Source organism: Arhodomonas sp. KWT2 (genome assembly GCF_041949875.1).
GTDB lineage: Bacteria > Pseudomonadota > Gammaproteobacteria > Nitrococcales > Nitrococcaceae > Arhodomonas > Arhodomonas aquaeolei.
On record NZ_JBHFPQ010000050.1, the window covers coordinates 76,630 to 102,465 of the forward strand.

Annotated in this window: 7 protein-coding genes and 2 tRNA genes; 3 read left to right on the forward strand and 6 right to left on the reverse strand. The window is 70.0% G+C overall.

Translation table 11 applies throughout. The features are described from left to right. The first annotated feature begins 4 nt into the window (after positions 1-4). Positions 5-80 (forward strand) — tRNA-Ala (locus tag ACEZHJ_RS15185). An 88-nt stretch (positions 81-168) separates the two neighbouring features. Beyond that, positions 169-245: transfer RNA gene (locus ACEZHJ_RS15190), tRNA-Arg, on the forward strand. Between the two features lie 132 nt (positions 246-377). Here ACEZHJ_RS15190 and ACEZHJ_RS15195 read toward each other — a convergent pair. The 6 genes from ACEZHJ_RS15195 to ACEZHJ_RS15220 form a co-directional block, all read right to left on the reverse strand. Beyond that, positions 378-1,112 carry a SapC family protein gene (locus ACEZHJ_RS15195; RefSeq protein WP_163138759.1) on the reverse strand — a complete coding sequence of 245 codons (735 nt, stop codon included), beginning with the start codon at positions 1,110-1,112 and terminating at the stop codon, positions 378-380. Positions 1,113-1,156: 44 nt separating this feature from the next. Further along, positions 1,157-2,806 carry a ShlB/FhaC/HecB family hemolysin secretion/activation protein gene (locus ACEZHJ_RS15200; RefSeq protein WP_240466070.1) on the reverse strand — a complete coding sequence of 550 codons (1,650 nt, stop codon included), beginning with the start codon at positions 2,804-2,806 and terminating at the stop codon, positions 1,157-1,159. Further along, positions 2,796-21,011: a leukotoxin LktA family filamentous adhesin gene (locus ACEZHJ_RS15205; protein ID WP_375036672.1), complete on the reverse strand. Its 18,216-nt coding sequence runs from the start codon at positions 21,009-21,011 to the stop codon at positions 2,796-2,798. The genes ACEZHJ_RS15200 and ACEZHJ_RS15205 overlap by 11 nt, the downstream gene beginning before the upstream one ends. A 161-nt stretch (positions 21,012-21,172) precedes the next feature. Further along, entirely contained in the window at positions 21,173-21,619 is a 447-nt protein-coding gene (locus ACEZHJ_RS15210) for a YqaA family protein (protein ID WP_018717269.1), read from the reverse strand. Beyond that, positions 21,616-22,329 (reverse strand): gamma-glutamyl-gamma-aminobutyrate hydrolase family protein, encoded by a 714-nt coding sequence (locus ACEZHJ_RS15215; protein WP_051088193.1) that lies wholly within the window; start codon positions 22,327-22,329, stop codon positions 21,616-21,618. The genes ACEZHJ_RS15210 and ACEZHJ_RS15215 overlap by 4 nt, the downstream gene beginning before the upstream one ends. After that, positions 22,302-23,249 (reverse strand): amidoligase family protein, encoded by a 948-nt coding sequence (locus ACEZHJ_RS15220; RefSeq protein WP_240466069.1) that lies wholly within the window; start codon positions 23,247-23,249, stop codon positions 22,302-22,304. The genes ACEZHJ_RS15215 and ACEZHJ_RS15220 overlap by 28 nt, the downstream gene beginning before the upstream one ends. A 272-nt stretch (positions 23,250-23,521) precedes the next feature. Between ACEZHJ_RS15220 and ACEZHJ_RS15225 the strand changes: the two genes are divergently transcribed. Further along, complete coding sequence (locus tag ACEZHJ_RS15225) at positions 23,522-25,825, forward strand: EAL domain-containing protein (RefSeq protein ID WP_163138763.1); 2,304 nt, start codon at positions 23,522-23,524, stop codon at positions 25,823-25,825. Positions 25,826-25,836 lie beyond the last annotated feature (11 nt).

Consider the following 25,836-nt stretch of genomic DNA (forward strand, 5'->3'; position numbering starts at 1 on the left):
TACAGGGGCCGTAGCTCAGTTGGGAGAGCGCTAGAATCGCACTCTAGAGGTCAGGGGTTCGACTCCCCTCGGCTCCACCAGATAACGGAAAAAGGCCGGTCAGTGACCGGCCTTTTTTATGGGCGGGATTTGGGCGCCGGGAGGCGCACCGGTATACTGCCCGCTCACGCCCCGGTAGCTCAGTCGGATAGAGCAACCGCCTCCTAAGCGGTAGGTCGCAGGTTCGAATCCTGCCCGGGGCGCCAGCACACCGACCCCTCCCCTTTTTATCCACCGAGATACGGACGCGGCCATACCCGGCACGGGCGCGCCCCGGCGGGCATGCCGCCGGCCGGGACCGGGTACGGACCCGCCGGTGCTATGACCCGCGGGGGGAATCACGCCGCCTCGGTGCGCAGACGCACCGGCATGCGCTCGAGCTGGCCGTGGGAGACCATGTGGGCGTGGATCCAGCCCAGCGAGCCGTCGCGGTGGAGTTCCGCCACAGTGGCGTCGTCCAGCTGGTCCAGGGCCGCCTCGTCGACGACGCGGAAATCCCGGATCGCGCGGCTGTTGCCGTCGGCGTCGGTGATCTGGAGGTCCCGGCGTACGAGCAGCCCCAGCTCGTTGAGCCGCCGCGCGAAGGTCCGGGTGCGCTCGCTGTCGGCGAGGTACTGCTGCAGGAAGCCGACAGTGCGCTGCAGGAACTCGCTCTGGCTGCCGTCGTCCTCGAACAGCGCGGTGCCCTCCTCGCGGTTGAAACCCCCGTAGGCCTGGTCGATGCACACGGTCATGTCGGCATCCTCACCGTCCTCGCCCCGGGCCAGGACGAACGGGTAGCGCCGCACGAACGCGGGCACGTAGGTGCCACTCTGCCAGTGCCCCTCGCTGTCCACGAACAGGTTGCGACCACTCTCCAGGCCGAGCAGGGCTACCGGTGAGGGGTCCTCATCGCTCCCCGCGAACAGGATCGGATAGTCCGCGGCCACCTGGTAGAACTCCACCCCGGCAACCGGCACGAAGTGGGTATCGCGGGCGAAGCTGCAGTCGCCGGCGGCGTCGCGCAGGCGCAGGTCCGCGTGCCGCTCGCTGTTGAGGGGGACGATGTCGCTATAGAAGAGCAGCGATGCCATTGGGGGTCTCCTGTGCTGTGCTGATCGGGGTGACGGGCGGTCACTCAAGAACCGAAGCTGTAGCTGAGCTGCGCGTGGATGCGGTAGCTGTCCTGGTCCTGGGTCACGTCGCGCAGCGGCACGCCCACCGTGAGCGAGGCGTTCCAGTTGGTGCCGGTGCCCGCGCTGACGCCCGCACCGGTGCTGCGCAGCTGCTCGAAGTCCTGGCTGCGGCCCTCGACGAAACCGTAGTCGACGAAGTAGAACAGGTCCGTGGTGGGGTGGACCCGCCAGTGGGCCTCCGCCGACACGGCGCCGCCCCGGGCCGCGGAGAGCACGCCGCGGTCGTAGCCGCGCACGCTGGACTGCCCGCCGGCCTGGTAGTAGGACGGCGAGGCGAACTGATCCTTGATCGCATACTGCCAGCTGCCCTTGACCAGACCACTGATACGCGGCGTGAAGGGATGGGCGTAGGTGGCCTCGCCGGGGAAAGTGGCGTAGGTCTGCGTCTCCTCGCCAAAGACGTCCGAGCGGTTGACCACCAGCTCCTGGCTGACGCGCCAGCGCGCACCGCTGGCGCCCACGCCGCGGAGGACCACGCCAGTGCCCAGACGGTAAAGCTTGGTGTCCGAGAGGGTGCCGCCGGAGATCTCGCTACCGGAGTCGAGCCACGACGCCCGGGCATTCCAGTCGAGCACGGTCTGCCCCCAGTTCATCCAGGGGCCGATGTAGCTGGCGCTGACCTGCTTGGAATCGCCGGTGATATCGAGCTGCTCGAAGCCACCGCCGACGATCTTGGTCCGGGTGTAGGTCGCCGAGACATTGAGCCGGCCACCGGAGTCGGTCACCGGCATTTCGTAGCCGAGATACCCGCTTGCCAGGCCCTCGGCACCGATGCCGTAGACCACCAGCCGGTCGCTCACGCCGCGCGGGCCGTTGACGACGAGAAAGGTCCCGGCCTGGTACTGACCGGTAGAGTCCGAGCCGTTGGTATTGGCGAACACCTGTGCCCGCCAGCGCTGGGGCTCACGAACGTCGACGCGGACGTTGCTCTCGCCGAAGCCCTCCCCCGCCTCGAGGCCGGCGGAATAGCGCAGCCCGGAGAGACGGTTGAGCGTCTGCAGCCGCTGGCGCAGCGCCGGGACGTCGACAAACTCCCCCGGGGCCACCGGGATGACCGAGCGTATGTAGTCCTCGTGCGTATAGGTGTTGCCCTCGATACGCAGACTGCCGAGCCTGCCCTCGACGATGGTCACGCGCAGGATGCCGTCGTCCAGCCGCTGGGGCGGGATCATGGCCCGCGCGGTGAGCTGGCCGCGCTCATCGTAGATGCGGTTGATCCGGGCCACCATCTCGTTGAGGTCGTCGAACCCGACCTCGCGGCCGACGTAATCGCTGGCGATGGCGCGCAGGCGCTCCTCCGGGATCACCGTCGACTCCGTGAAGCGCACGCCCTTGAGCGTGAACCGCTCGCCGGTCTCCGGCAGTTTTCCGGAACGCATCTCGGGCACATCCAGCACCGGACCCTCATCCCCGGGCTGTTGGGCGGCCTCGAGGTCGCGGCGCTCACGATCGAGCTGCTCCTGGATCGCACCGGGCTCCGGGGCATCCGCCGCCTGCTGGGCGCCGGCGACGGCCGGCACCGCGAGCAGGACCGCCGCCGCGACCTGGCTCAGGCCGGCAGCGAGTCCGCAGACCCGCGCTTCAAATCGCATCACTATTGCGGTCTCCATCGTTCTGCAACATCCCGGCGCGACCGCCGGAGGTCGATACCGCGCCGCCCGTACCCACGCTCACCGGCTCCACGGGCAGCCCCGGGGTGACCGGCGGCTGCACCGAAAGCACCCGGGAGGCCTCGCGAACGATGCTCTTCTGCGCGGTGCGCCGTGCCGCCCCGGTGCCGCCGGTGCGCGTGCCGCCACGGTTGTGGTCGGCGTTGTAGTTCGGCACCTCGACGGCATAGCCGTTGGCGAAGCGGGTGACGTAGGCGTCGGTGAAGGCGTCGGTCCCGTCGATCTCGAACTCGAAACGGTAGTCGAGCTCGTGGAGCTGGATGTCGATGGCCGGATCGGACGTGGGATCGACGTTGTCCGCCAGCACCGCCGCCTCGGCGGTGTTCAGCCGAAGCCACTGCGGGATCCAGGCATCCATCATGTGGACCCGGTCGGTGGTCGTGTCGATGCGTACCTGACGGCCGTAAACACGGTCGAACACCGCGCCCCGGCCGGCCGCGGCATCGAGGGTCAGCCGTGCCACATCGGCGACGCCGCCGAGGGCGCCGGTGATCCGGCCGTCCAGGACGCCGGTACCGGTCTGGGTGGCACCGACGTCGACATCCCGGGCCATCAGCCACAGCCGGTCAGCCACACGGGCATCGTCGACCCGCAGCTCGTCGGAGGCGGTCAGCTCCCCGGTGCGGCCGTCGAGGCGGGTCAGGCGCAGGTCCGCCGGCCGGGTCACGGCACCGTCGCGCACACCGGCGGCGAGCCGCACCTCATCGTCGGCCGAGACGCGCTCGCCGGTGAGATCGCCGCCGCTGGTGCCGGTGACGGCACCGCCGCTGTCCACGGTGACAAACCGGACCGGTCCGAGCACCGCGTCCAGGTCCACGTCGCCGCCGGCATCCGCGGTGTTGAAGGTGATCTCGCCCGCCGCCTTCAGGTCCTGGGCGCCGCCGCTGCGCAGGAAGCCACCGACGGTGATGTCGCCACCGGAGACCGCGTCGATGCCGTCGCCCGCGTCGATGCCGGTATCGACGCGAATATCCCCATCGGCGGCCAGGTCCACCCCGGCACCCGCGGTCATCAGGCCGCTGGTGGCGCGGGCCCCGGCCCCGTTCACCCTAACGAGAATGTCGCCGGCGGCATCCAGCCAGATGTGGCCGTCGGTCGCCTCCAGTCCGCCGAGGAGGATATCCCCGTTCTCGCCGGCCCGGCCCAGGGTGGTGATCTCGATGTGTCGCCCGGCCTTGATCTCGCCGTCCGCCGAGTCGAAGTTGCCACCGATGCCGGCGATGATGTCGCGCCCCGCCTCCAGGGTGTAGCCGCGGCCGTAGTCGAGGCGGTTGAGCTCCAGGCGGCCGTTGATGGCCATCAGGATGATGTCGCGGCTGGCCTTGATGTGATTCCCCACGATGTCACCGTGGGCCGATTCAATATCGGCATCACCGCCTTCCGTTTCGGACCAGTTCTCACCGTCGATGCCAGCGATGACCTCGCGGATGGTGATGTCGTCACCCGCGTACAGCTCCACCCGGCCGTCGGCACGGAGCCGCCGGGCGGTTCCGGAGCCCTCGATGCGGCCATGGCGCTGGGCACCGGTGGTGTGGATCCGGATCGCCTGATCCGGCGCGAACGCGTCCGCGGCCTCCACTGCCGCGAACCCGGCGTCCACGTGGATGCTGCCCCCGCGGGAGAGGAGGTCCAGCGCCCGGAAGTCCGCACCGCCGGCGGCGTCGTTCTCGTAGCCGCTGTGGTCGATGCCGGCCTCGAAGGCCATGTCGCCCTCGGCGGCGAGACGACCGTGATCCTGGGCCCCGTCGGTGACCACGCTGACGGACCAGCCGTCCCCGGCGTGGACGCCGCCGGCCTCGCCGTCGGCGATGGCGGAGGAGCCGGCGGTGACATCGATCAGCCCCGCCGGCGTCCGCAGCGTGGCGACGTCGAAGGCGCCGCCGACATCGTCGGCGATCACGTCCCCGGTGTTGCTCGTCACGGCACCGACGTCATAGTCCCCGGTGCCGGTGAACGTGAGCGTGTCCTCGAACGTGGCGGTCCGGCCGGTGGCGGTACCGGCCACGTCCATGGCCAGCGTGGCGTCGCCGGTGAGACTGTCGTAATCCACGTCGCCGGCGGCGGTCAGGCTCATCCGGGCGCCGGCGTCCAGGGTGCCGAGGTCCTGGTGCCCGTCGGCGCCGCTGCGCACCGTCGTGGTGGCGGTGAGGGTGTCCGTCACGGCGGCCGAGTCGATGGCCAGCGCCCCGGCATCGATGACCGCCGTGGTCCCGGCGATGAGCGTGCCGATGTCGGCGAGCCCGTCCACGGCGAGATCCATGGGCGCGTCCCGGGTCTCCAGCCGCGGCCCGGAGAAGGTCCCCGCCTCCACCAGCAGCCGGTCGGCGATGAGGTCCGCGCCGGTGACGGCCGGGGCCACGATCCGTGCGGTCGCGGTGCCGCTGCCGGAGGCCGTGCTGCGGTCGACGAACCCGATGGCGTGGTCACTGTGCAGCCGCAGATCACCACCGAGGGCGTCGGCGTGCAGCGTGTCCACGTCGACCTCCAGCGGCCGGGCAGACGTACCGATATGGCCGCCGGCACGCAGACGGGCGAGCCCTGCGTCGTTGCTGATCAGCGAGCCGTCGTCGGTCATCGTCAGCGAGCCGCCGGCGTCCAGCAGCAGGTCCGTGTCCGCCGCGCCGCCGCGGGCGCGGACACGGTCGGCAACGATATCGCCGGCCACGTCCACGGAGAGGCGGTCACCGGTCAGGCCGGCGTCGCCCTGCATCGCGAGGTGATCGCCGGTGATGTCGATCGCACCGGCCGCGGTGACACCGGCACCGCTGTTCACGGTCATGCCGAGGTCACCGACGGCCGCGGCAAAGGCGCCGGTATCCACGGCACCGTCCACCGTCAGGCTGCGGACATCGGCGACGTCGAGCGTGCCGGTCACGCTGGAGGCGGCGAGGGTCATGTCCGCCACGGCGCCGGCGTAAGGCAGTGCCGCCAGCCAGGCGTCACCACCGACATCGAGGGCGATATCACCGCCGGTGATGTCCAGGGCCTCGCCGGCATCGCCCACGTCGCCACTGACGTTCAGCGACACCGGGCCGCCGGCCTGGATATCGATCCCCTGGTCGGCGCCGGCGAGGAAATCGCCGCCGTCGACCCACAGGCCCACGCCCGCGTCGGAGACGATGCGCTGGAGCGTGAGGGTGCCGTCCTGGCGGATGTAGACGCCGTTGGAACCGCGGGCGGTGAGGCGGTCGGCGACATTGACCTGCACCGGGTCGGCCGCCGTGCCCAGGGTGCCGCTGCCGGACTCCAGGATGACGCGGTTGCCGTCCACCACCACCTGCCCGGGGGCCGCCGTAAGCACGTCGCCGGCGGTCTTGATCCGCACGGCACCGCCGCTGACGTCCTCGACGTTGATATCCTGCTGGCCGCCGAGGAACACATCGGAACCGGAAACCGCGGTGACGGCGGCGCCGGCGTCCACGTCCACGTCCTCACGCTGGCGGATGCGGATGGTGTCGTCGGTGATGTCGAGGTCGTCCGGCTCCGCCGCGGCCAGGGCGATACGCTGCTCATCGGTGAGGCTCACCGAGCCGCCGCTGAGGTCGATGACGATCTCGTCGGCGGTCTCGGCGCCGATGCGATCGGCGACGAGGTCCAGCCGGCCGCCGGCGACGAAGTTCTCTTCCTCGATACGGGTGGTGGTATCCGTCGTGCCCTTGGCGAGCCCGGCACCGATCCGGCTTTCAAGCTGCTCGGTGGTCCAGACCGAGCCCTGCGAGAGCGAGTCGCGGTCCGCGCTGGTGAGCGTATAGCTGAAGTCGGGATCGTAATCGGCGGCAGCGGGATCGTTGAGCACCTCATTGTGCATGGCGAGTATCGCGGACTCGCGCTGCTGCTCCAGGTCGTCGATGGCCGACTGGGCGACGCCATCGTCGAGCAGGCGCTGGCGCTCGCTGCCCGGGAGCTGATAGTCGAAGGTATCCGGATCGAAGCTGTCGGCGACATAGTCGCCGTTGCCGTCCTGGTGGACGTTGCGCGCCTCCCAGTAGAGCCGGTAGACCCGCTCCTGGCGGGCCGCGTAGGCGTCCTCCTGGATGGCGACGGCGTCCGCCGCACCGTCCTCGGCGCGCAGGTCCATGCCCTCCCACACGTCGAGCAGCTCGCTGCGGGCCCGCTCGTCCCGGCGCTGGGTCGTGTTGGCGTCGACGATGTCGCCGTCGACCACCCGGGCACTCACATCCCCGCCGCGGCCGACGATCCGGTCGACACGCAGGTCACCGGCGGTCTCGGTGACGTGGGCGTCGCCGGAGGCGGTGACCGTTACCGTGCCTTCCCCGCCGACGCTGGAGTCGAGCCGCACCGGGACCGCCGACGTGCCCACGCTGCCCGCCCCGGAGCCCAGCGAGATCCTGCGACCACTGACCACCGCGCCGGAACCGGCGGTGCCGGCGACGACCACGTCGCCGCCGGCATTGAGGTTGACGTTGCCGTTGCCGGAGGCCACCCGCTCCAGCGGCGTACGCCCCGTGGCATTGACGTTCACGTCGCCGTGATCCGTCACCGCGCGGAGGGCATCGCCGGCATTGACCGTAAAGTTGTCGATGCCGCTGACCGCGTCGATGTCGATACGATTGGCGGCGATACGGGCGCCGTCGCTCACACCGGTCACGGAGCCGGTGTCCACTGCGACACTGCCGTTGGGCGCGACAACCCCACCACCGAGTGTCAGCCGTGAACCACCATTGTCGACATTGATTACCGGGCTGTCCTGGCCGGTAAACTCGATATCGACCGGGTTATCGGCAGCGACGGAATGCCGGTAGATCGTTCGCAGACCGCGGGTTTCCACGAGCTTGTAGTGATAGCGGGTTTCCCAGCATACGCCGGGGGAACTCGTCACGCATTCGGACCAGCTGCGCTCATAGTCTTTGACCCAGTCGTCCCGGGTGATATCGACCTGGCCCTGCCCCACCCGTTCCGTCGTAATGAACTCGCCGTCGGGCAACGGCGCGGAGCTGAGGGTCTTGGTATCGATTTTCTCCCAGTCCGCCTCGCCACTGGGAATGAACCCGATCGCCGTGTCGCTGTAGCGCCGCGTCGTGCGCCTCTCACGCGAGTCCGTGCCGGTGAGCCAGGCGTACTTGAGGTGAGCGTCCGGCGTGTACTGCGCCGAACGGCTGTCCTGGTTCGTGTGATCCAGGGCCATCGAGCCGTCGCTCTGCTCCTTGTAAACCCGGACGTCGTTACCGAGGCGCTTGTAGAGGGTGGTGGTCGCACTGCCGTTCCCGCTGGCGGAGTCCGTGTCGTTGATCCGCAGGGTGCCCTCGATATCGTTACCGGCATTCAGGGCGTTGGCATGGAGGTCATAGCCGGTGTCGTTCGTGATATCGATGCGGCCGTAACCGTCGAGCACCTTGAGCTTGCCGATGGTCTGGATATCGGCGTCGTCACTGGCATTGCTGGCAGAGAAACTGTAGCCGCCAGTCTCAATGTTTATCCGGCCAGCACTGCTGAGATAGCTCTTCTTGCCGTTGAAATCGGGCATCTCCCTCACAGCCGCGCCCTCAAGGCGGTACTCCTCGCTACCACCATCAAAGACAACACGAACCTCGTCAGAGCCAATAGACCGCGTCGCCAACGTTACAGTGGAGTCATTAGTAATGGCGCTATTGATATCGCTGAAGTGTTTCACCCCCAAGGTCGTCAGACTCGTGTCCCAGAACGTCCCCTTGCCGGTATTCATGATCTTGCCGGACAGCTCCATGTAGCCGCCCTTGACCTCGACGTTCCCCAGCTCCAGGCGGTTGGTGCGGACGTCGTAGACCACCGACGGCGTGCCGGCCGCATTATCGCGCTCGCGCACCGTGAAGGTGGGATCCGGACTGGCACCCGCGTACCGCGCCAACCAGTAGCTCGTCCGGAAGCTGTCGATCGCAGCCCGATCGTTGCTGTCGAGATTAAGGTCCCACTCGGGGATCCCGCTTTGGACGGTTGCGTTGAGGTTGAGATACCGGGCTGAGGCAATGAGGTTATTGCCCGCGACAAGCACCCCGCCATAGCCGCCCGAACGGGGATCGCCGCCAACATGCCTGAAGGTATCCACGTAAGAGAGCGTCAGCGAATTCCCGGCGGCGATGTCCACGGTGTTCGCCCGGATGTTGCCGGTAACACGGACGTTGCCGGTCTTGCTCTCGATCTCGACCTTGCCGCGAAGGTTGCGAATGTCGCCGGATACGTAGATCGACGGATCCACCGTGCCGGCGTTACTCACAGTGACGTTCTGTGGCGGATTGTCGAGACCCGGCTCGAACGTGGAATCAACGCTGATCAGGGGGTCCGGCGAGTTCTGGGCCGTCTCGATGGTCGAGAACGCCGCGCCATTGCCCGCGTTGAGGTTGTTCAGATCGGCATTGCCGGATACCGAGGTATAGTTGAACGTCAGTTCGCCCCCGGCGTCGCCGGGGATCTCAAGACCGGTGATGTCGAGGAACGCCGGGCTGTCGTTGTTGATGTCGATACGTGCATCACCCGGGGCATGCAATTCGCCGCCCCCCTCGAGGCTGTCACCGATGACATGGATGGAGCCAGGGCGGGCCAGGATCGGATCCACCTCGATGAACTCGACCTCATAGCCGCTCCGACCGGGTGACTCCTCACTCTGGCCGCTCAGTTTCGCGACCTGACGTTCGAGCAGGCGTATCTCGGCCTCGTAGGAGTTCTTGGCGGCCTCGACCCCGGAGTAGCTGTCCAGCAACTCGTAGAGCTCGTCAATGCGGTCCTGAAGCTCGCTCACTAGGTCCCGCGTCTCGCGGGTAAACGTAATGCCGTCGCTCTGCTCGGTTGCGGTGAAGTCACGTCCGATGGTCAGCGTCTGATGCGAGTGCACGCCGGTGAGCACGTCGCCATCGACCTGCACGCGGTCGGTGCTGGCGTCCTCGGTATTCTGGTAGGTGATCTCCAGGGAGATGTCGTCGGCCCCGACCAGGTCGCCGATAGCGTTGGCGATGTCCTCCGCGGCCTTGCGGTAGAGGTCCGTACCGGTGCCGGAGCCGGTGAGCAGGCGGCGGCCGTCATCGGCGTAGAGCTCGACGTCGCGCACGCTGCGCACCTTCGCGTTGCTGGCGAGCGTGATCAGGTTGGACTGATCGGCGATGGCGTCCGCCACCGGGTCCGTCTCCACCGGGAACGCGGTCTTGTTCCACAGCTCGGTGCGGGCGGTGAGATCGAACAGCCCCTGAGTGCCGTCGGCATCGCGTCCGGCATAGATGGCGGTGTCGCCCCAGGACTTCGTGCGCGCGCCGCCCGCGACATCCACCCGGTTGGTGACCGCCGCCTTCGTGCGGCTCTTGCCCTGTGCCGCGCCAGCACCGCCGTACGTCTTGACGTTCGCGCGGGCATCCAGATCGGCGGTGGTATAGGCCGCGAGCACGAGGTCGCCGACCGTCTCCAGGGTCGCGTTGCCGACGGAGACGCCGGCCACCGCACCGTCCATGTCCACCAGGGACTCCGCCTTCGCGACGGAGATCGCCCCGCCGGAATCCAGCTTCACCCGCTGATCGGCCTGCACGTCGTTGACGGACTCCAGCACCAGGCGGTGACCGGGCTCGCGCCAGTCGCCGTAGACGTCCAGGACGGCGTTGTCGCCGACGGTGACATCGGTGTGCGGCGCGATATGGCTGTCCGCCTCTACCGCCGGGGCGTCGATCACGCCGCCGGAGCCCGAGGTGATGTCGTAGTCGGTATCCTTGGGCCTGCGGACGTCGGTCTGCGCGGTCACCTGGGCGGAACCGGCGGCCAGGTGGGCGCCGCCGGCGATCGTCGCATCGACGTCGGTAGTGATGTCGTGATCCGCGCGGGCACCGCTCGCCCCGACCACGGAGGCCTGCACGCTGTCCACCCGGCCGTCGTAGCGCGAGGTGTGGTAGGCACGCACGCGCAGCGCGTCGCTGACCAGGGGATCGTCGGTGATGCCCGCCGCCACGCTGGCCCGGGTCACGGCCTCGTCGTCGGTTTCCACCTTGGAGGCGGCCCCCGAGACCACGCCGCCGCTGCCGGCGGTGGCGCGGCCGGTGGCGTCGTTCTCGCTGACCGCCCGGACCTCGAGCGTACCGATACCGCCGTGCTGGCCGGCGGGCCCGTCGAGGATGGCCTTGGTGGTGACGCTGTTCGTGGCGTAGGAGAGATTGGCGCCCGCGGCCACGATACCGACGGAGTAGCCGGTGGCCTCGCTGTACTGGCCGGTGGTGGCGCCCGCCGTCACCGAGACGTCGGCGCCCGGCAGGGTCACATCCCCCACCTCGGCGCGGACCTCGCCGGTGCTCGTCGCCGTGGACTTGGTGGCGTTCACGCCGACCAGGCCGCCCGCGGAGGCGCCGCGGGCGAAGGCGCAGGCATCGACGGCGCCCGCCCCCGGACAGGCGGGGTCGGAGGAAAAGCTGCCGTCCAGGCCGTTGTCCGCGATGTCGGCATCGTCGGCGTCCGCCGTGCCGCGGCTCGCCGAGACATCCAGGGAGTCCGCCCGGACGTCGGCGTTGTCCTCGACCACGGCAACCGCACCGGCGCCCGCCGTCGCCTCGGCAATGGATGCCGCCGCCGAGAGGTAGCCGCCGAGCGCGATGCCGAGGGCATCCGCCGTCACGCGGGAGCGCGCGGAGGCGTCGACGGAGACGCCGCCGGAGACGTTCACGGCGGTGCCCGTCCTGATCCGCGCGTCCGCGGCGACCTTGTCCGCCGCCACCACGCCGGTGCCGGAGGCACCGGCGAGGAAACCGCCGGCACCGGCCCATCCTCGGGCGCCGGTAACGGCGTCGGTCGCCGCGCTGAGGCCGACGTCGCGGAACCCGGTCACCGGGCTGTCGGCGTCCAGGAAGGCGTCCACGGTGCCGTCGCGTTTCGCGCCGGAATAGACGGCGGCGACGCCGATCCCGCCGGAGAGCGCCGCGCCGTAGGCACTGGTGGAGACGCTGGAGCCGTCGCTTGCGATCACGTCGAGGTCACCGCCGTTGCCGGTGACCGTGCTGTTGCGCACCCGGGCGGTCACGGTGTCGTCGAGCCGCGCGTCGGCGATGTTCACCGCGACACCGCCGAAGCCGCCGACCGAGCCCACGTAGGAATGCAGCAGCGCGGCGTAATCGTCGCCGAGGTCGTCGGCGTCCGCCTTCACGGTGATCCCGTCACCGGAGACCGTGCTGTCATCGATCTCGGCGGTGACCTCGCTGTAGACCCGGGTGAAACCGATGCCCACGCCGACGCCCACGGTGCCGCCGACACCCAGCGCACCCGTGATGTTCTCCGTGGCGGTCGCATTGGTCGCGGTCACGGAGACGTCGCCGCCGGCGTCCACGTCGCTGGCGATGATCCGCGCGGCCGTCTCGTCGGCGCTGCGGTTGCGGTACCGGCCGCCGGTGTCATAGGCGGTGCTGTCCTCCAGCGTGGTCCCGGCATCGCGGGTACCGCCGGTGCCGTCGTCGTACGCGAGGGTATCCGAGGTCGTGGTCTCGAGCTCGGCGTCCGGGTCGGAATTGGCCTGGAGCGGGTTGTCGTACTTGCCGGAGGAATTGCCGGTCTTCCCGCCGCTGGTCAGGCCGTCGATCTCCGAGAGCGTGCCGCTGCCGCCCTTGTCCAGCTCCTCGTCCGGGCTGCCGTAGTCCTCGCTGTCACTGGTCACGGTGCCGTCGCCGAGGATGATGACGCCCGCCGAACCCGCCAGCCCCACGTTCACGCCGGCGCCGCCGGCCACGGAGGTGAGGAACAGGTCGGCGTCGCGGCGCGCATCCACGTTGACGTCGCCGCTGGCGAGGACATCGGCACCGTTGATCTCGGCGCGCGTGCCACTCTGCACCAGGATCACGCCGGCGCCCGCCCCGGCACCGGCACCCCCGCTGACCTCGACACCCAGCGCGCCCGCCACCGTGTTCAGGGTCACGTCGTCGCCGGCGTTCACATCAAGGCCGCCCACCGCGTCGCCGTCTGTCCCGACCGTGGCGTCCTCGACGGTGGCCTCCGTGGTATTGCGTACGTAGCCGAGGGAGCCGGCGCCCGCGACCGCGCCGCCGGCGGCCAGTGAGGCCGCCGCGGCCGCCGTGGTGAGAGTCGTGGTCGCATCCGCGTCCACCGTCACCTGCCCGGGGGTGAGCACCCGCGTGCCCGCACCGGTGATGCGGGCCACGGTCGTCGCCTCGGTAACCCCCACGCCGAAGGCGGCGCCAGCCCCCACGGCGCCCACCGAGGCGGCGCCGCCGGTGGTGGCGACGCTGACGTCCGACTCGGAGCGTACGGAGACGTCGCCGCCGGCGTCCACGTCGCTGCCGCCGTCGACCAGCGACTCGGTGTTCCCCTGCGCGACCGCGAGGGCGACGGAGCCGGACACGGCCCCGCCGGCGGCGGTCGCCCCGGCCGCGAAGCCGGCGACCGCCTGGGTCGAGCGGGCATCCACCGATACGGCGTCGCCGGCGTTGACCGTCGCACCGTGGAGCCCCGCGTGGGTGGTGCGCTTGATCACGTTGGCGTCCATCGCCCCCGCGACCCCGGCCCAGCCGCCACCCGAGGCGGCGAGGACGTAGTCCACGTCGAACACGTGGCTGCTCGCGCCCACGGTGACGTCCGCGCCGGAGGCCGGCGTGCCGTCGGCGGCCGCGTTGATCGTGGCGTTCTCGATCTCCGCGCGGGTCGCGCCGGCCACCACGTTGACGTTGCCCACCGCCGCGCCGGAGCCGGAGCCGGTCAGCCGCGGGACCGTGGCCGAGACCGCGGTACCGAGCACGCCCACCTGCTGGATGCTGCTCGCGCGCACCGCCAGGCCGTTGACGTCCTCCTCGTTCTCGGCGAGGTCGTTCACCGGACTGAAGTCCTCCGGGTCGGACCAGGCCCCCGGATCCGGCGCATCCCCGGCGATGGTGCCGTCGGAGACGGTGATGTCGTCGCCGGCGTCCCCGCCCAGGGCGGACACCCGCGTGGCGCCGCCGGTGATGGCCGCCGAGGTCTCGCCCTCCATGAGGTTGAAGGTCGCCGTACCGGCGACCCCGGTGCGGCCGCCGAAGCCGGCGGCGCCGCCGAGCACGCGCACGACGCTGCGGTCGCGGGCGGTGACCGCGAGGTCGTCGGCCGCCACGACGTGCGCGCCCTGCTCGATCCGCGCCCTGGTCGTCGCAGTGACGATGTTGGTCGCCACCGAGCCGGCGACACCGGCCTGGCCGGCGGCGGAGCCGCTCACCGCCACGGTCTTGATCTCCGGCCGGGCAAGCGCGTCCACGCGGATGTCGTTGCCGCGGTAGGCACCGTCGCCGGATTCGCCACGGATATACGCGCTGACGGCCGTGCCGATCCGGTTGATCCCGGCGGCCACACCCACGCCCGCCGATCCGCCGCCACTCACCTGCCCCGCCAGCGACTCGATGGTCGCGGCGTCGGTGGCGCGCACGGTGGTGTCCTGGCCGTCGTCGCTGGAGGCCGTATTCTCGACGCCCGCCTCGACGGTGCCGTCAAGAATGTTGGTGGTATTGGAGCCGGAGACACCCACCGATCCCGCGAGCGAGCCGGCGACGCCGGCGGAACGGATGGTCCCGTCCTGGCGCGCGAGCACGTCCACGCTGTCGCTGACGTCGAGCACGCTCCCGGTGAGCAGGGCGCTGCGGCTGCCCTTGATGGTGTTGACCGTCACCCCGGCGCCCACGGCCGCGCTGCCGGAGGCGTTCGCCGCTCCCGCCAGGGCGTCGATCTCCGTGGCCCCGTCGTTCGCGGTCACCGACAGGCTGCCGGCGGTGACGTCGGCATCGTCCGCCTGCGCGGTCTCGGTGCGCAGCACCGTATTGACCGCCAGCGAGCCGCCGATGGCCGCCGAGCCGGCGGCACCGCCGGCGACGGCCGCGGAGACCAGGCGCGTCGTGCCGTTCTCGTAGCCGCCGGCGGCGACGTCGACGTCGCCGGTGCCGACGTCCGCCGTGCTACCCGTGAGCGTCGCGGTGCGACTGCCCTTGATGGTGTTGATCGACCCCGCAAAGCCTACTGCGGCATTACCGCTCGCCGAGAACGAGCCGGCCAGGCTCCAGATGCTGCGCCCGCCGCGCGCCGCGACCTCGAGGCCGCCGGCGTTGACCGTGCTGCCACTGACACGGGCCTCCTCCTCGCCCAGCAGGGTGTTGATGGTCAGCGACCCGGACACCGCGACGTTGCCGGACGCGCCACCGGCGACCGCACCGGTACGCACGTTCGCGTCCGCCTCGCTGGCCACCTGGACGTCGCCGTCCGCGGTGACGTCGCTGTCGTCGACGGCGACGGTCTGATCCCGGTCGATGGTGTTCACGGAGAACGCACCGCCGATCGCCGCGGTACCGGCCCCGCCGACCTGTCCGGCGAAGGACCAGATGCCGGAGAGCGGGTCACCGCCGTCGGTGGCGTTCACGCGCAGGCTCGCGGTGTCGATATCGCTGCCCTGATCGACCGTGGCGCCGGTGGTGCCCACCAGGTCGCTGGCCACCAGGGAGCCACCCACGGAGGTGTTGCCCGCGGCGCCGCCGGAGACTGCCAGGGTCCGCACCGCCGAGCGTCGGCGGGCGTCCACGGAGACCGCCCACGGCGCCTGATCCGTGGCCGAGGCGGACGTCGTGATATCGGCAGCGCGTACCCGCGCCGCCACGTCACCGCCGATGCTGTTGTAGCCGAGGGAGGCACCAATGGCGACCTTGCCGGAGGCGGAGAGGCTGCCGATGAAGGAATACAGCTCGCCGTCGGCGGCCGCGTCCACGTCCACCCGGGCGGCGTTGACCACCGCGCGGTGCTGGTCGGCGGCGAGGCCGTCGCGCTCGGCCCCCACCCGCGCGGTGACGTCCGCGCGGATGACGTTGGCGATCGCCGAGCCGGCGAAGCTCGCCTGGTTGCCGGCGGCGGCGCCGACGGCCATGCCGAGTATCGCCGCGTTGTTGGCGGCGCGGACGTCGACGTCACCGCCGGCGGTGACGTCCGCGTCGCCGATCACGGCGGTGTAGGCGCTGTCCACGTAGGTGAAGCCGAACGCGAGCCCGCCGGCCGGTCCGTTGGTGCTGCCCTGGGCGCTGACCGCGGCACCGAGGATCATCTCCCCGGAGAGATCGCCGTCGAACACCGTGGCGGTGCCGTCGTCGTTGTCGGTCTCGACCTCCTGCTGCAGCCGGCTGTCGCCGGTGAGCCCGGAGGCGCCGGTGAGCCACGCGCTGCTGTCCCCCGGTGCGGTGAGATACCCGGCCAGCGGCGAGAACCCGTCGACGCCCTCCGCGTGGACGGTCACGTCGCCGTCGGCATTGATGCTGGCACGGCTGCCGTCGCGCTCGTCGATCTCCGCGGTAAGGGTGTTGTCGACATAGGCGCCGTAGAACGAGCCACCGATCGCCACCCGGCCGCCAGCGCCGGCGGTGAACGCGCCGAGCAGGATCTGGCTGGACGAGAGCCCGAGCACGTCGACGTCGTTGAACCCGGAGAGCGCGCTCCCGCCGATACGGGCGGTGGTGTCGTTGCCGATCCACGCCGCGGTGGCGGCAGCGCCGAACCCGCCGCTCTGCTGGCCGGCGGCGGCGAAGAACGCGCCGCCGCCGTTCAGGATGCGCGAACGGTCGAAGGCCACCGTCGTGACGTCCGGCGCGGTGCCGTCTCCGTCCGCGTCCACGGCGGTGACGTCGCTGCCATCGATGGCGGCAGTGGTGCTCCCGTCCACCAGGCTGAGGGATGCCGAACCGGCGATGGACACGGCGGCGCTGCCCGAGCTGCCGCTACTCACCGCGAGACCCAGGCCCACCGCCACCTGGTCGCCGGCATTGGCCGCCTGCACGTTCACGGTGCCGGCGCGATCCGCCGTGGTGTCGATCATCCGCGCGCTGGTGTCGTTCTCGAGCCAGTTGATCGCGGCCGCGCCGGCGATCGCCGAGGAGAACTTCGAGCTGTTGCCGCCCACGCTCAGCGCGCCGGACCCCGCCGCACCGATGAGATCGGTGTTGTTGACCGCGCGCAGGGTGATGTCCGTGTCGCTGCTATTGTCCGGCGCGTGCACGGTGACGTTGGCGATCTCGGCCGCGGTATCGATGCGGGAACGGTTGAAGACCCCCGAGCCGGCCAAGGCCAGGCTGAATTTGCTGTTGCTGCGCTGCTGGCTGCCGTTGCTGCCGGACAGGGACTGCTGGCTGTTGTTGCCGCCGGAGCGCTGCTCCAGGCGGGAACCGGTGTTGCTGAGCGTGCTCCCGGCGCCGTTGCTGTTGCTGCCGTCGTTCTGCGGATCGCTCACCCGCCCCTGGGTGCTGCTCTGCGCCGAGCTGCTGGTGTTATTGGCGTCACTGCGCTGGGTGCCGGTCATGCCCTGCTTTTGCGAGTTCTTCTGCCGGGCGACCGCCGCGGCCACCCCGAGCCCGACCACGCGACCGGACGTGTCCGCCGTGACCACGAGATCGCCCGTGGTCAGCACGCCGCCACCGTCGGGCAGCGACAGGCCACCGGTGTCCAGCGGGGGCGGCAGAAGGTTGTCGCCACTACTGCCGATATCCCCGATCGCCGCGCTGGTATCCGTCTCGACGTCGTGGACGAACACGCTCGCGCCCACGCCGGCATTGCTGGAGAGGGTCACCGCGCCGGCGAGACCGTAGGCCTGCAGGGACTGGTCCGCATTGACGCCGATGCGCCCGGCATCGACCGTGGCGCTGTCGGCGATGACGGCATCGGTATCGTTGTCCACCTGGGTGAGACCGAACACGCCGGAGACACCGATGCTCGCGCCCTTGCCCGCCGCCGGCAGGACCTGGACGACGAGGTCGTCCGCGTGGGCGTTCACGCCCAGGCCGTTGCCGCCCGCGTCGATGACCGCTTCGTCGGCGATGCCGGCGCTGGTGGTCGCATCCAGGTCGATCCAGGAGAACGCACCGCCGACACCGACCGAGCTCGAGGAGCTGCCGCCACTGGACGAGGAGCCGCCGGTGAGCTTGTTGAGCACACCGGCCCCGGTGATCACCCCGGTATGCGACAGGGCGCTCACGTCGATGGCCTGGTCGTACTGCCAGTCGGTGCCGTCCGAACCGGCCACGAGCGGCGCGGACCAGGTATCCGGGGTGCCGTCCCCGTCGCCGCGGGCGGTGACGCTGGCACCGTCACCGATCCACGCCTCCGAGGTGTGGTCGACGCCGAAATAGTTGATCGTACCGGCGAGCCCGAGGGAGCCGGCACTCTTGGCCTCGGTCTGCGTGAACGAGGAGAACAGGCTGTTACCCAGATCGAGCACGCCGGTCGCCGCCGAGGCCGTCTCCTTGAGGCTGCTGACCACGTCCGCCGCGGAGTCCCAGTATTCCGGGCCGGTCCAGGCATCCGGATAGTCCACGGTGATCGGCGTTCGCGACTCCGAGCGCACCCCCACGGTGTCCGCGGTGACGGTGGCGTCGTTGCCGATGAGCGCCCGCGCGTGCTGGGTGTGACGGGCGACCGTGAGGCCGGTGCTGATCGTGGTCAACGAACCGCTGGCGCTGGCGCCCTTCACCGCCAGGGTGTTGCTGGCAATGGTACGGATCGCCTGCTGCTTGGTCCGGGCCTGGACCGCGACGCTGCCGTCGGCATTCACGGTGGTGCCATCCTCGATACGCGCATCGGAGCCCACGTCGGTGAGGCCGATGGCCATGGCGGCACCGAGCTGGATCTTGCCGCCGGAGGCGCCGCCGGCCTGCTGGTTGAGCCCGCCGGAGATGCCGCCGCCGACACCGCCGGCCGCCCGGGAGCTGCCACCGCTTGAGCTGACGCGGTTGGTCCGCTTCTTGGCGCTGTCGATCCCGGCGGTCGAGGACACGGCGTTGCCGTCGGTGAGCGAATCCGCGGTCACCCGGACGTCCCTGACGCCGTTGACATCGCTCCCCAGGCGGGCGTCGGCATCGGCGTTGAACTCGCCGAACGCCGCGGTAAGTCCGGCGGTTGGCGCGTCCGGTGCGGACTGCAGCATGAACGACGCGCTCACCGAGTAGGCGTTGCGATCCCGGGCCGTCACTGCAACATCCCGGCCCACGCTCAGGTCGCCGCGAACCACGGCCTCGGTGCTGGTATCGGCATAGCCAATACTGAGCGCGCCGCCCACGGTGGAGGCCGTCTTGTACGAGGTGGAGCCGGAACCGGCGGCGCTGCTGCCCGACTTGGTCGCCTCGCCGCTGGCGCTCGCCGCCGCCTTCAGTGTGTTGTCGCTGCGGGCCTGTACCGCGAGGTCGTTACCGGCGGTAACCGTCGCCCCGGAGGCGACCTCGGCCCGGGTCGTGCCGCTGATCTGGCCGTACATGGCGGCAATACCGATGGGCAGCGCCATGTTGCCCACGGCATTGTCCGCCGCGGTGTCCACGTGCCGGGTGGCGTTGGCGTCCACGGTGACATTCCGCGCCGCGTCGAGGCTGGCACCGGCAGTGACGTCCACCGTCGCGTCCACTTTCGCCACGGAAAACGACGCGGGCAGCTCGTAGCCGAGCTGGCTGAGATCGGTAACATCGTCGAAGCTCGCCTCGATGCGGCCGCTGCCGATGTCCTCGGTGACCACGTCGCTGGCGTTCTGGAGATTGACGAGCTTGATCAGCGACCGTGCCTCCGCGGTCGCCGAGATGTCACGGCCGATGAGCTCACCCGCCACGTCCACGTTCGCGGATACCTGGCTGAAGCCCGACACCTTCCGGTCCACGGCGGTCGCCACCAGCGCCACGTCACCCGCGCTGCCGCTGCCCCGGGCCCCGGCGTCGACCAGCGCCCCGGCCTGGACGTCGATGGTCGCCGTCGGCGTGGTGTCGATGCTGAGGTTGATCTCCGGGTCGCCACCGGCGGTGAGCGTCACATCGCCGGCGCTGTAACTCCCGGTGGCGAAGGTGAGCAGCTGCGCGCCGTTAGTGCCGTCGCCGGTCAGCGTGATGGTGGGCGCATCCAGTGAGATGCTGCCGGAATCACCCTGGGACGCGGACAGGCCGGCGTCATCCCGGTCCGTACCGTCCGACACACCCCCGGCCGTGTCCCGGGTATTGATCACGGCCCCCTGGGCAACGGTGATGCTGTTGGTGGCGGTGAACTCGGCGTTAGTGCCGTCGTAGTCCTCGCGTCCACTGATGGTCAGGTCCGCGGGATCGACCACGAAGGTACCGGCCGTGCCGGTATCCGGCGCGCGGGCAGTAATCTCCACGGCACCGATGTTGACCGATTCGCCCGCGCTGAACTCGATAAACCCGCCGTTGCCGGCCCCGGCACCGTCCGCACTCACGTGCGCCCCGTCCGACATGACCGCATTGCGGTCCGCCCACAGGCCGACCGTGCCGCCGTCACCGTCCGCACCGTCGGCGTCGGCGTCGATGCGCGCGTTGCCGCCGATGTCCAGGTCCCCGCCGGCGGTGACCAGCACGCCGCCGCCGTTGCCGTCGCGCGCCTGCGCGATGACCTCGCCGTCGATCGTCGCGTCACCGGTGGTCACGGCCACCAGCGAGCCGCCCTCCACGCGCAAGGCGTCCGCCTCGGCGAAGCCCTCGACGTTTACCGCTGCGCGGAACGTGGCCTCGGCGCGGTCGCCGTCGGTGGGCGCAGCCCCGGCGTTCACGGTGCCGGTCTGCTCGTAGCGCGTGCCCACGATGCGCACGCCCTTGTCCGCATTGACCTCGCCGTCGATGCGGATGACGCCGTCGCCGGAGACCGGGAACGCGCCGCGCACGAGCGCGTCGACGGCACTGCCGTCGCCGTCGATGTCCTCGACCACGCGGTCCATGAAATCCGCCGTGGGCGCCGCCACCGCGAGGCTGCCGGCGTTCACCGTGCCGCTCGCGCCGACCACGAAGCCGTGGGGGTCGGCGAACAGCAGCTCGCCGCCCACCGCGCCGTTGCGGATGGCGTTGAGCTCGCCGTTCACGACCGCGCGGCTGTCGTGCACGAGGTTGATCAGCCGCCGGGTTCCCGCCGGCAGCTTCATATTGGTGGTATTGCCGCGGCGCACGCGGAAATGCTTGAAATCGTTGAAGCCGTTTTCCCCACGCACGGTGTCCGTGGACACCGTGGTGGTGTCGCCGTCACGCACCACCCGGGTGGCGGTCTCCCCGGTGATGACGATGTCCTTGCCGGCCGCTGCTGGCGCACTCGCCAACGCCGAGACGACCGCTGCGAGGGACAGGGCACAGCCGCCGCCCACCCGGGCGGCCGCGATCCGGGAGGCGGCTACGGTCGGATTCGCTCGATAACGCATGGCTGTCGGCACCGTTCGTGTTCTGTCTGGGGGCCGGCCCGATCGCTGCCTGCGGCAAAGCGGTGACGACCGACTGCGGAGTACGCCTTGTCTGCAGCGCAGCGTATCCGAGGGTGCGTTAGTCGAGCGTTAGTCGGCGTTAGCGCCGTCCGGAACCAGCCTCAGCCCGGGACGGGGAATGCCGTCCCTGCGCCGACGATCAAGGCGAGCAGGACCGCATAGCGGGTGGCCTTGCCGATACCCGTTAGCAGCAGGAAGAGCGGGAAGCGCACACGCATCATGCCCGCAATGAAGGTCAGTGCATCCCCACCCACCGGGGCCCAGGCCAGCAGCAGGGACCACACCCCGTAGCGCTGAAACCAGCGCTGCGCGGGCCCCAGCGCGCCGGCCGGGAACGGAAACCAGCGGCGGTCGCGGAAGTGCAGCAGATAGCGCCCCAGCAACCAGTTGACCACTGACCCCAGGGTATTGCCCGCGCTCGCCCACAACCACAGGGCGAACGGGTCATAACCGGCCGCAACCATGCCCCCGAAGAGCACCTCCGAGTATGCCGGCAGAATCGTGGCCGCCAGGAAGGCGAGCGCGAAAAGCCCGAGATAGCCGCTCACGGCCGGGACGCTGTCTCGAAAGGCACGGCCTCGCTCGCCGCGGCCGCGTCCACCAGTGAACGGAAAAGCCGCCGCTGCGAGGGCAGGTAAACCAGGAACTCCGGATGCCACTGCACGCCGATGACGAAACGGGCACCGGGCCGTTCGACGGCCTGGACGATGGCGTCCCGGTCCGTCGCCACCACCCGCAGCCCCTCGCCGATCCGGTCGATACCCTGATCATGGAGGCTGTTCACCCGCAACCGCCCGGTTCCGAGGACCGCTTCGACCGTGCTGCCCGCGACCACACGCACGCTCTTGCACGGCAGCAAGGTCCGTCGGTTGCCGGTGTGCCGACGGCGACTACGCAGGCTCTGGTGCAGGCTGCCGCCGCGCACGATGTTGAGCAACTGCGCCCCTCGGCAGATGCCGAGCAGCGGGATGCCGCAGGCAAGGGCGCGGGCGATGACGTCCGACTCGAAGGCGTCGCGCTCCGGATCGTGGCGGGGCCGGACCCGGGGGGTCTGCGCGTAGAGTACCGGGTCCACATCGTGGCCGCCGGAGATCACCACGGCGTGGACCGCGACGCCGTCAGTGACGCTCCCGGCATGCCAGTGCACCGGTCTCCCGCCGGCAAGGCGCAGGGCGACGTCGATGCACCGGCGCGGACCGATACCGCCACGCCGTGGACCGGTGACCGCGATCAGGGGGCGTCGGGGACGTCCAGCCACGTACCGGCCTGCTCGCTCCACGGGTGCACGAGCCCGGACAGGGGTTGATCCAGGTGCTCGGCGTAGGCGGTGCACACCCCGGCAAGCCGTGACGGATCGGCGGCGAGGCGCTCCACCGCCAGCCAGTCCGCCCAGGCGGCCATGATCCCCCATCCGGGCCGGCCGACCTCACTGTTGGGCAGGCGATAGTGCAGCGCCGGACGCGGCTTGATGCGGGGGTCGTCGACCGCCGCACGCACGCGCTCCCTGTCGATATGGGCGAGCAGCGGCAACAGGTCCAGGGCCCGGTTACGGGAGGGGTTCGCGGCAAGGTAATCGTCCGCCAGCGTCGCCAGGCCCGGGGTGTAGCCGGGATCGATCACCCGCCTCACGTAATCCCGCGGGAACGGATCGATGTAGGCCGTCAGCCGCCGGGTAAGATCCACCCGGGCGCGCTCCTTGAGCCAGTCGTGCAGACACAGGAACGCCTGCAGATAGCGGGTCACGGTGGTCGCATCCAGTGCCGGCAGCTCGGGGTTGAGCTGCAGCCCGAAGGCATAGGTCAGCCCGTCCCCCGTACCCCGCGCCCCGGCCCGGCGCAGCGACTCGATGAGGCGGTCCACCCCGCCGAGCTCGTCGATGGGCAGCGGCGGCGAGACCACCTCCACCGGCACGAGCTGCTCCGCGCCCAGCCGGATCATCGCCTCCAGGGCATCTTCAGGGACACCGTCATTCCCCGAACGCCGTCCCCGTCGCTTGAGGAACGCGAAATCCAGCTCCACGCCCCAGTCACCCCGGGCATCGCCGATGATGCGGTGCTCGTAGCGGCTGAGACGTTCCACGCGGCCATCGACACTGGCGGCGACCAGCGAAGACAGTGCCTCGACCCCGAGGCCCGCGAGCTCGATCTCGACCCCCACGTGACGCGGCTCACCGGTCACCGTGCATCGGGGATGGTCGGAAAAGGGCGGGCTTTGGGATGGCACGGCGGGTCTCTCCCCTGGCATTTGGCATAGACCGGTCATCTTTTCAGTCTCGCACGCGCAACAGGCACCGGCCAGCACAGCCAGGCTAGGCGGCATCCATTCCGGATGCTGAATTTACGTGACAAACGTCACAATATGAATGAATATTGACCAACCGGCGACAACGGCTTGAAACGCGGGCCAGAATCAACATTCCCTACACCCCTGCATGATCGGAGGGAGGCACGATGCGGCGCGAAAAGCCTGCCCTGAAACGCGGCGCCCCCGGGCCTCATCCAGTGATTACGGCGTCGGTGCTTGCGCTCGCGTATGCCGCGGTGTGCGTGGTGGGATGGCTGGCCCTCGGGCTCGACGGGATCGGCGCGCCCTGGGGGCTGCCCACCACCCTGTTCTTCATCCCCCTGGCCCTGGTGTATCTCGCCTTTGCCACCGGGGTCCCGGTCTACCACGCCCTGCGCACGGAGTTCGCCCGACGCGACCTCGCGGGAGAATACGCCCTGCTGATCGAGCACAGCGCCGACGGCATCGTCACGACCGCCCGGGACGGGCGCATCCTGAGCGCCAACCCGGCCGCCTGCCGCATCCTCGGCTACCCGGAGGAGACACTGGTCTCGAACGGACCCGGGCTCGTCGTCGACGAGACCGATCCCGCGATCACCGACCTGCTGGAACGGCGCCGGCGGCACCGTAGCGTGCGCGCCCGTGTCCCCGCACGCCGGGCGGACGGCGCAAAGATCACCCTGGCACTGACCAGCGCGCTGTACCGTAACAGCGCCGGTGCCCCCCGTAACGTCATGGTCATCCGCGACATCACCGAGACCATCATCGCGGAACAGGAACGCGAGAAGGCCCAGCTCGCCCTCAACAGCATCACCAACGCCGTCGCCATACTCGACTCGGACTGGCGGGTAATGGCGGTCAACAACGCCTTCGAGGAGATATCCGGCCGCTCCGCGGAGGCGGTGACCGGCCGGCTCGTCCCCTTCCGGGAGCTCCTTGACGGCCACCCCCGGGAACGCCAGGCCATGGACGACCGCCTGGCGCAGTACGGCGTCTGGCACGGCAGTGTCAGCTCCCGGACGAGCGACGGCTCGCCCCTGCGGCTGGCGGGCACCATCACCCGGGTGGGAGAGGATGGCCCCGACTGCAGCTACATCTGCTGCTTCTACGACTGCGCCGAGATCGAGGCCTACAAACACCGTATCAACGTGCTCACCACGTTCGACTCGGTCACCGGCCTGCCTAACCGGGAAGGCTTTACCGCCACCCTGCAACGCCGCCTCGGGGCCCTCGATCCGGAGAAGGACATCTGCGCGGTTCTGGCGGTGAACCTGCGCCATTTCCGCCCGATCAACGAGTCCTACGGTCACGCCTTCGGCGATGCCGTCCTCAAGGCCATAGGCGAACGCCTCCAGACCGTGGTGGACGACGAGGGCGAAGTCGCCCGGCACACCGGCGACAGCTTCCTCGTGTGCCTGGACCAGATCTCCCACCCGATGGATGCGGCGCTGACCGCCCAGGCCATCAATGACGCCGTCGCCCGGCCGCTGACCCTGCAGGGGACCACGATCACTCTCGGTTCCGGCGTGGGCATCGGCACCTACCCGAGCTGCGGGCTCACCGACAGCGAGCTGCTACGCAGCGCCGAGGCCGCGGCCAGCGAGGCGAAACGGCTCGACACCCAGGGCTACTGCTTCTACACCGACGAGCTCGGCGACCGGGCGCGGCAGTTCATCGAGATCGCCGCCCAGCTGCGACTGGCCATGGAGACCGCGGAGCTGACCAACTACTACCAGCCGGTGGTGCGCAGCCGGGACTTCGCCGTGGTCGGCTTCGAGGCACTGGTGCGCTGGCGCCACCCGGATCGGGTCGTCCCCCCCGGAGACTTCCTGCCCGTCGCCGAAGAGGCCGGGCTGATGCGCGAGCTCTCCAACGTCGTCGTGGAGAACGTCTGCCTCGACTGGCGGCGCTGGTTCAGGAGCCGCGGGACGGAACTGTCCATCAGTATCAACTTCTCAGGCGAACAGTTCGGTGCCCCGGACATGGCGGACCGCCTCCTGGAACGCCTGGAGAGCTTCAATATCGACCCGCAAAACGTGGTCGCGGAGATCACCGAGGACACCCTGGTAAGCAACCAGGGCACCGTGGTGCCGTGCATTCACCGGCTGCGTGCCGCCGGCGTGCGGGTGCTCATCGACGACTTCGGCACCGGTTACTCGTCACTCAGCTACCTGGCGGAGCTGGAGATCGACGGCCTGAAGATAGACCGCACGTTCATCGCGCGAATGCACGACAACGAGGCCAGCGAGGCCATAGTCCGCGGCATCATCGCCCTCGCCGGCGAGCTCGACCTGATAGTCGTCGCCGAGGGGGTGGAGACGCACGAACAGGCGTTGTACCTGCGCGAGCTGGGGTGTCGCTACCTGCAGGGGTACTACTTCCACCGCCCGGCGCCGGCGCCCCGCATCCACGCACGGTATCTCGACGGCGATTCCACCAGCCCGCACGAGGGCGATGATGACGAGGGCTGATACGTACCGTC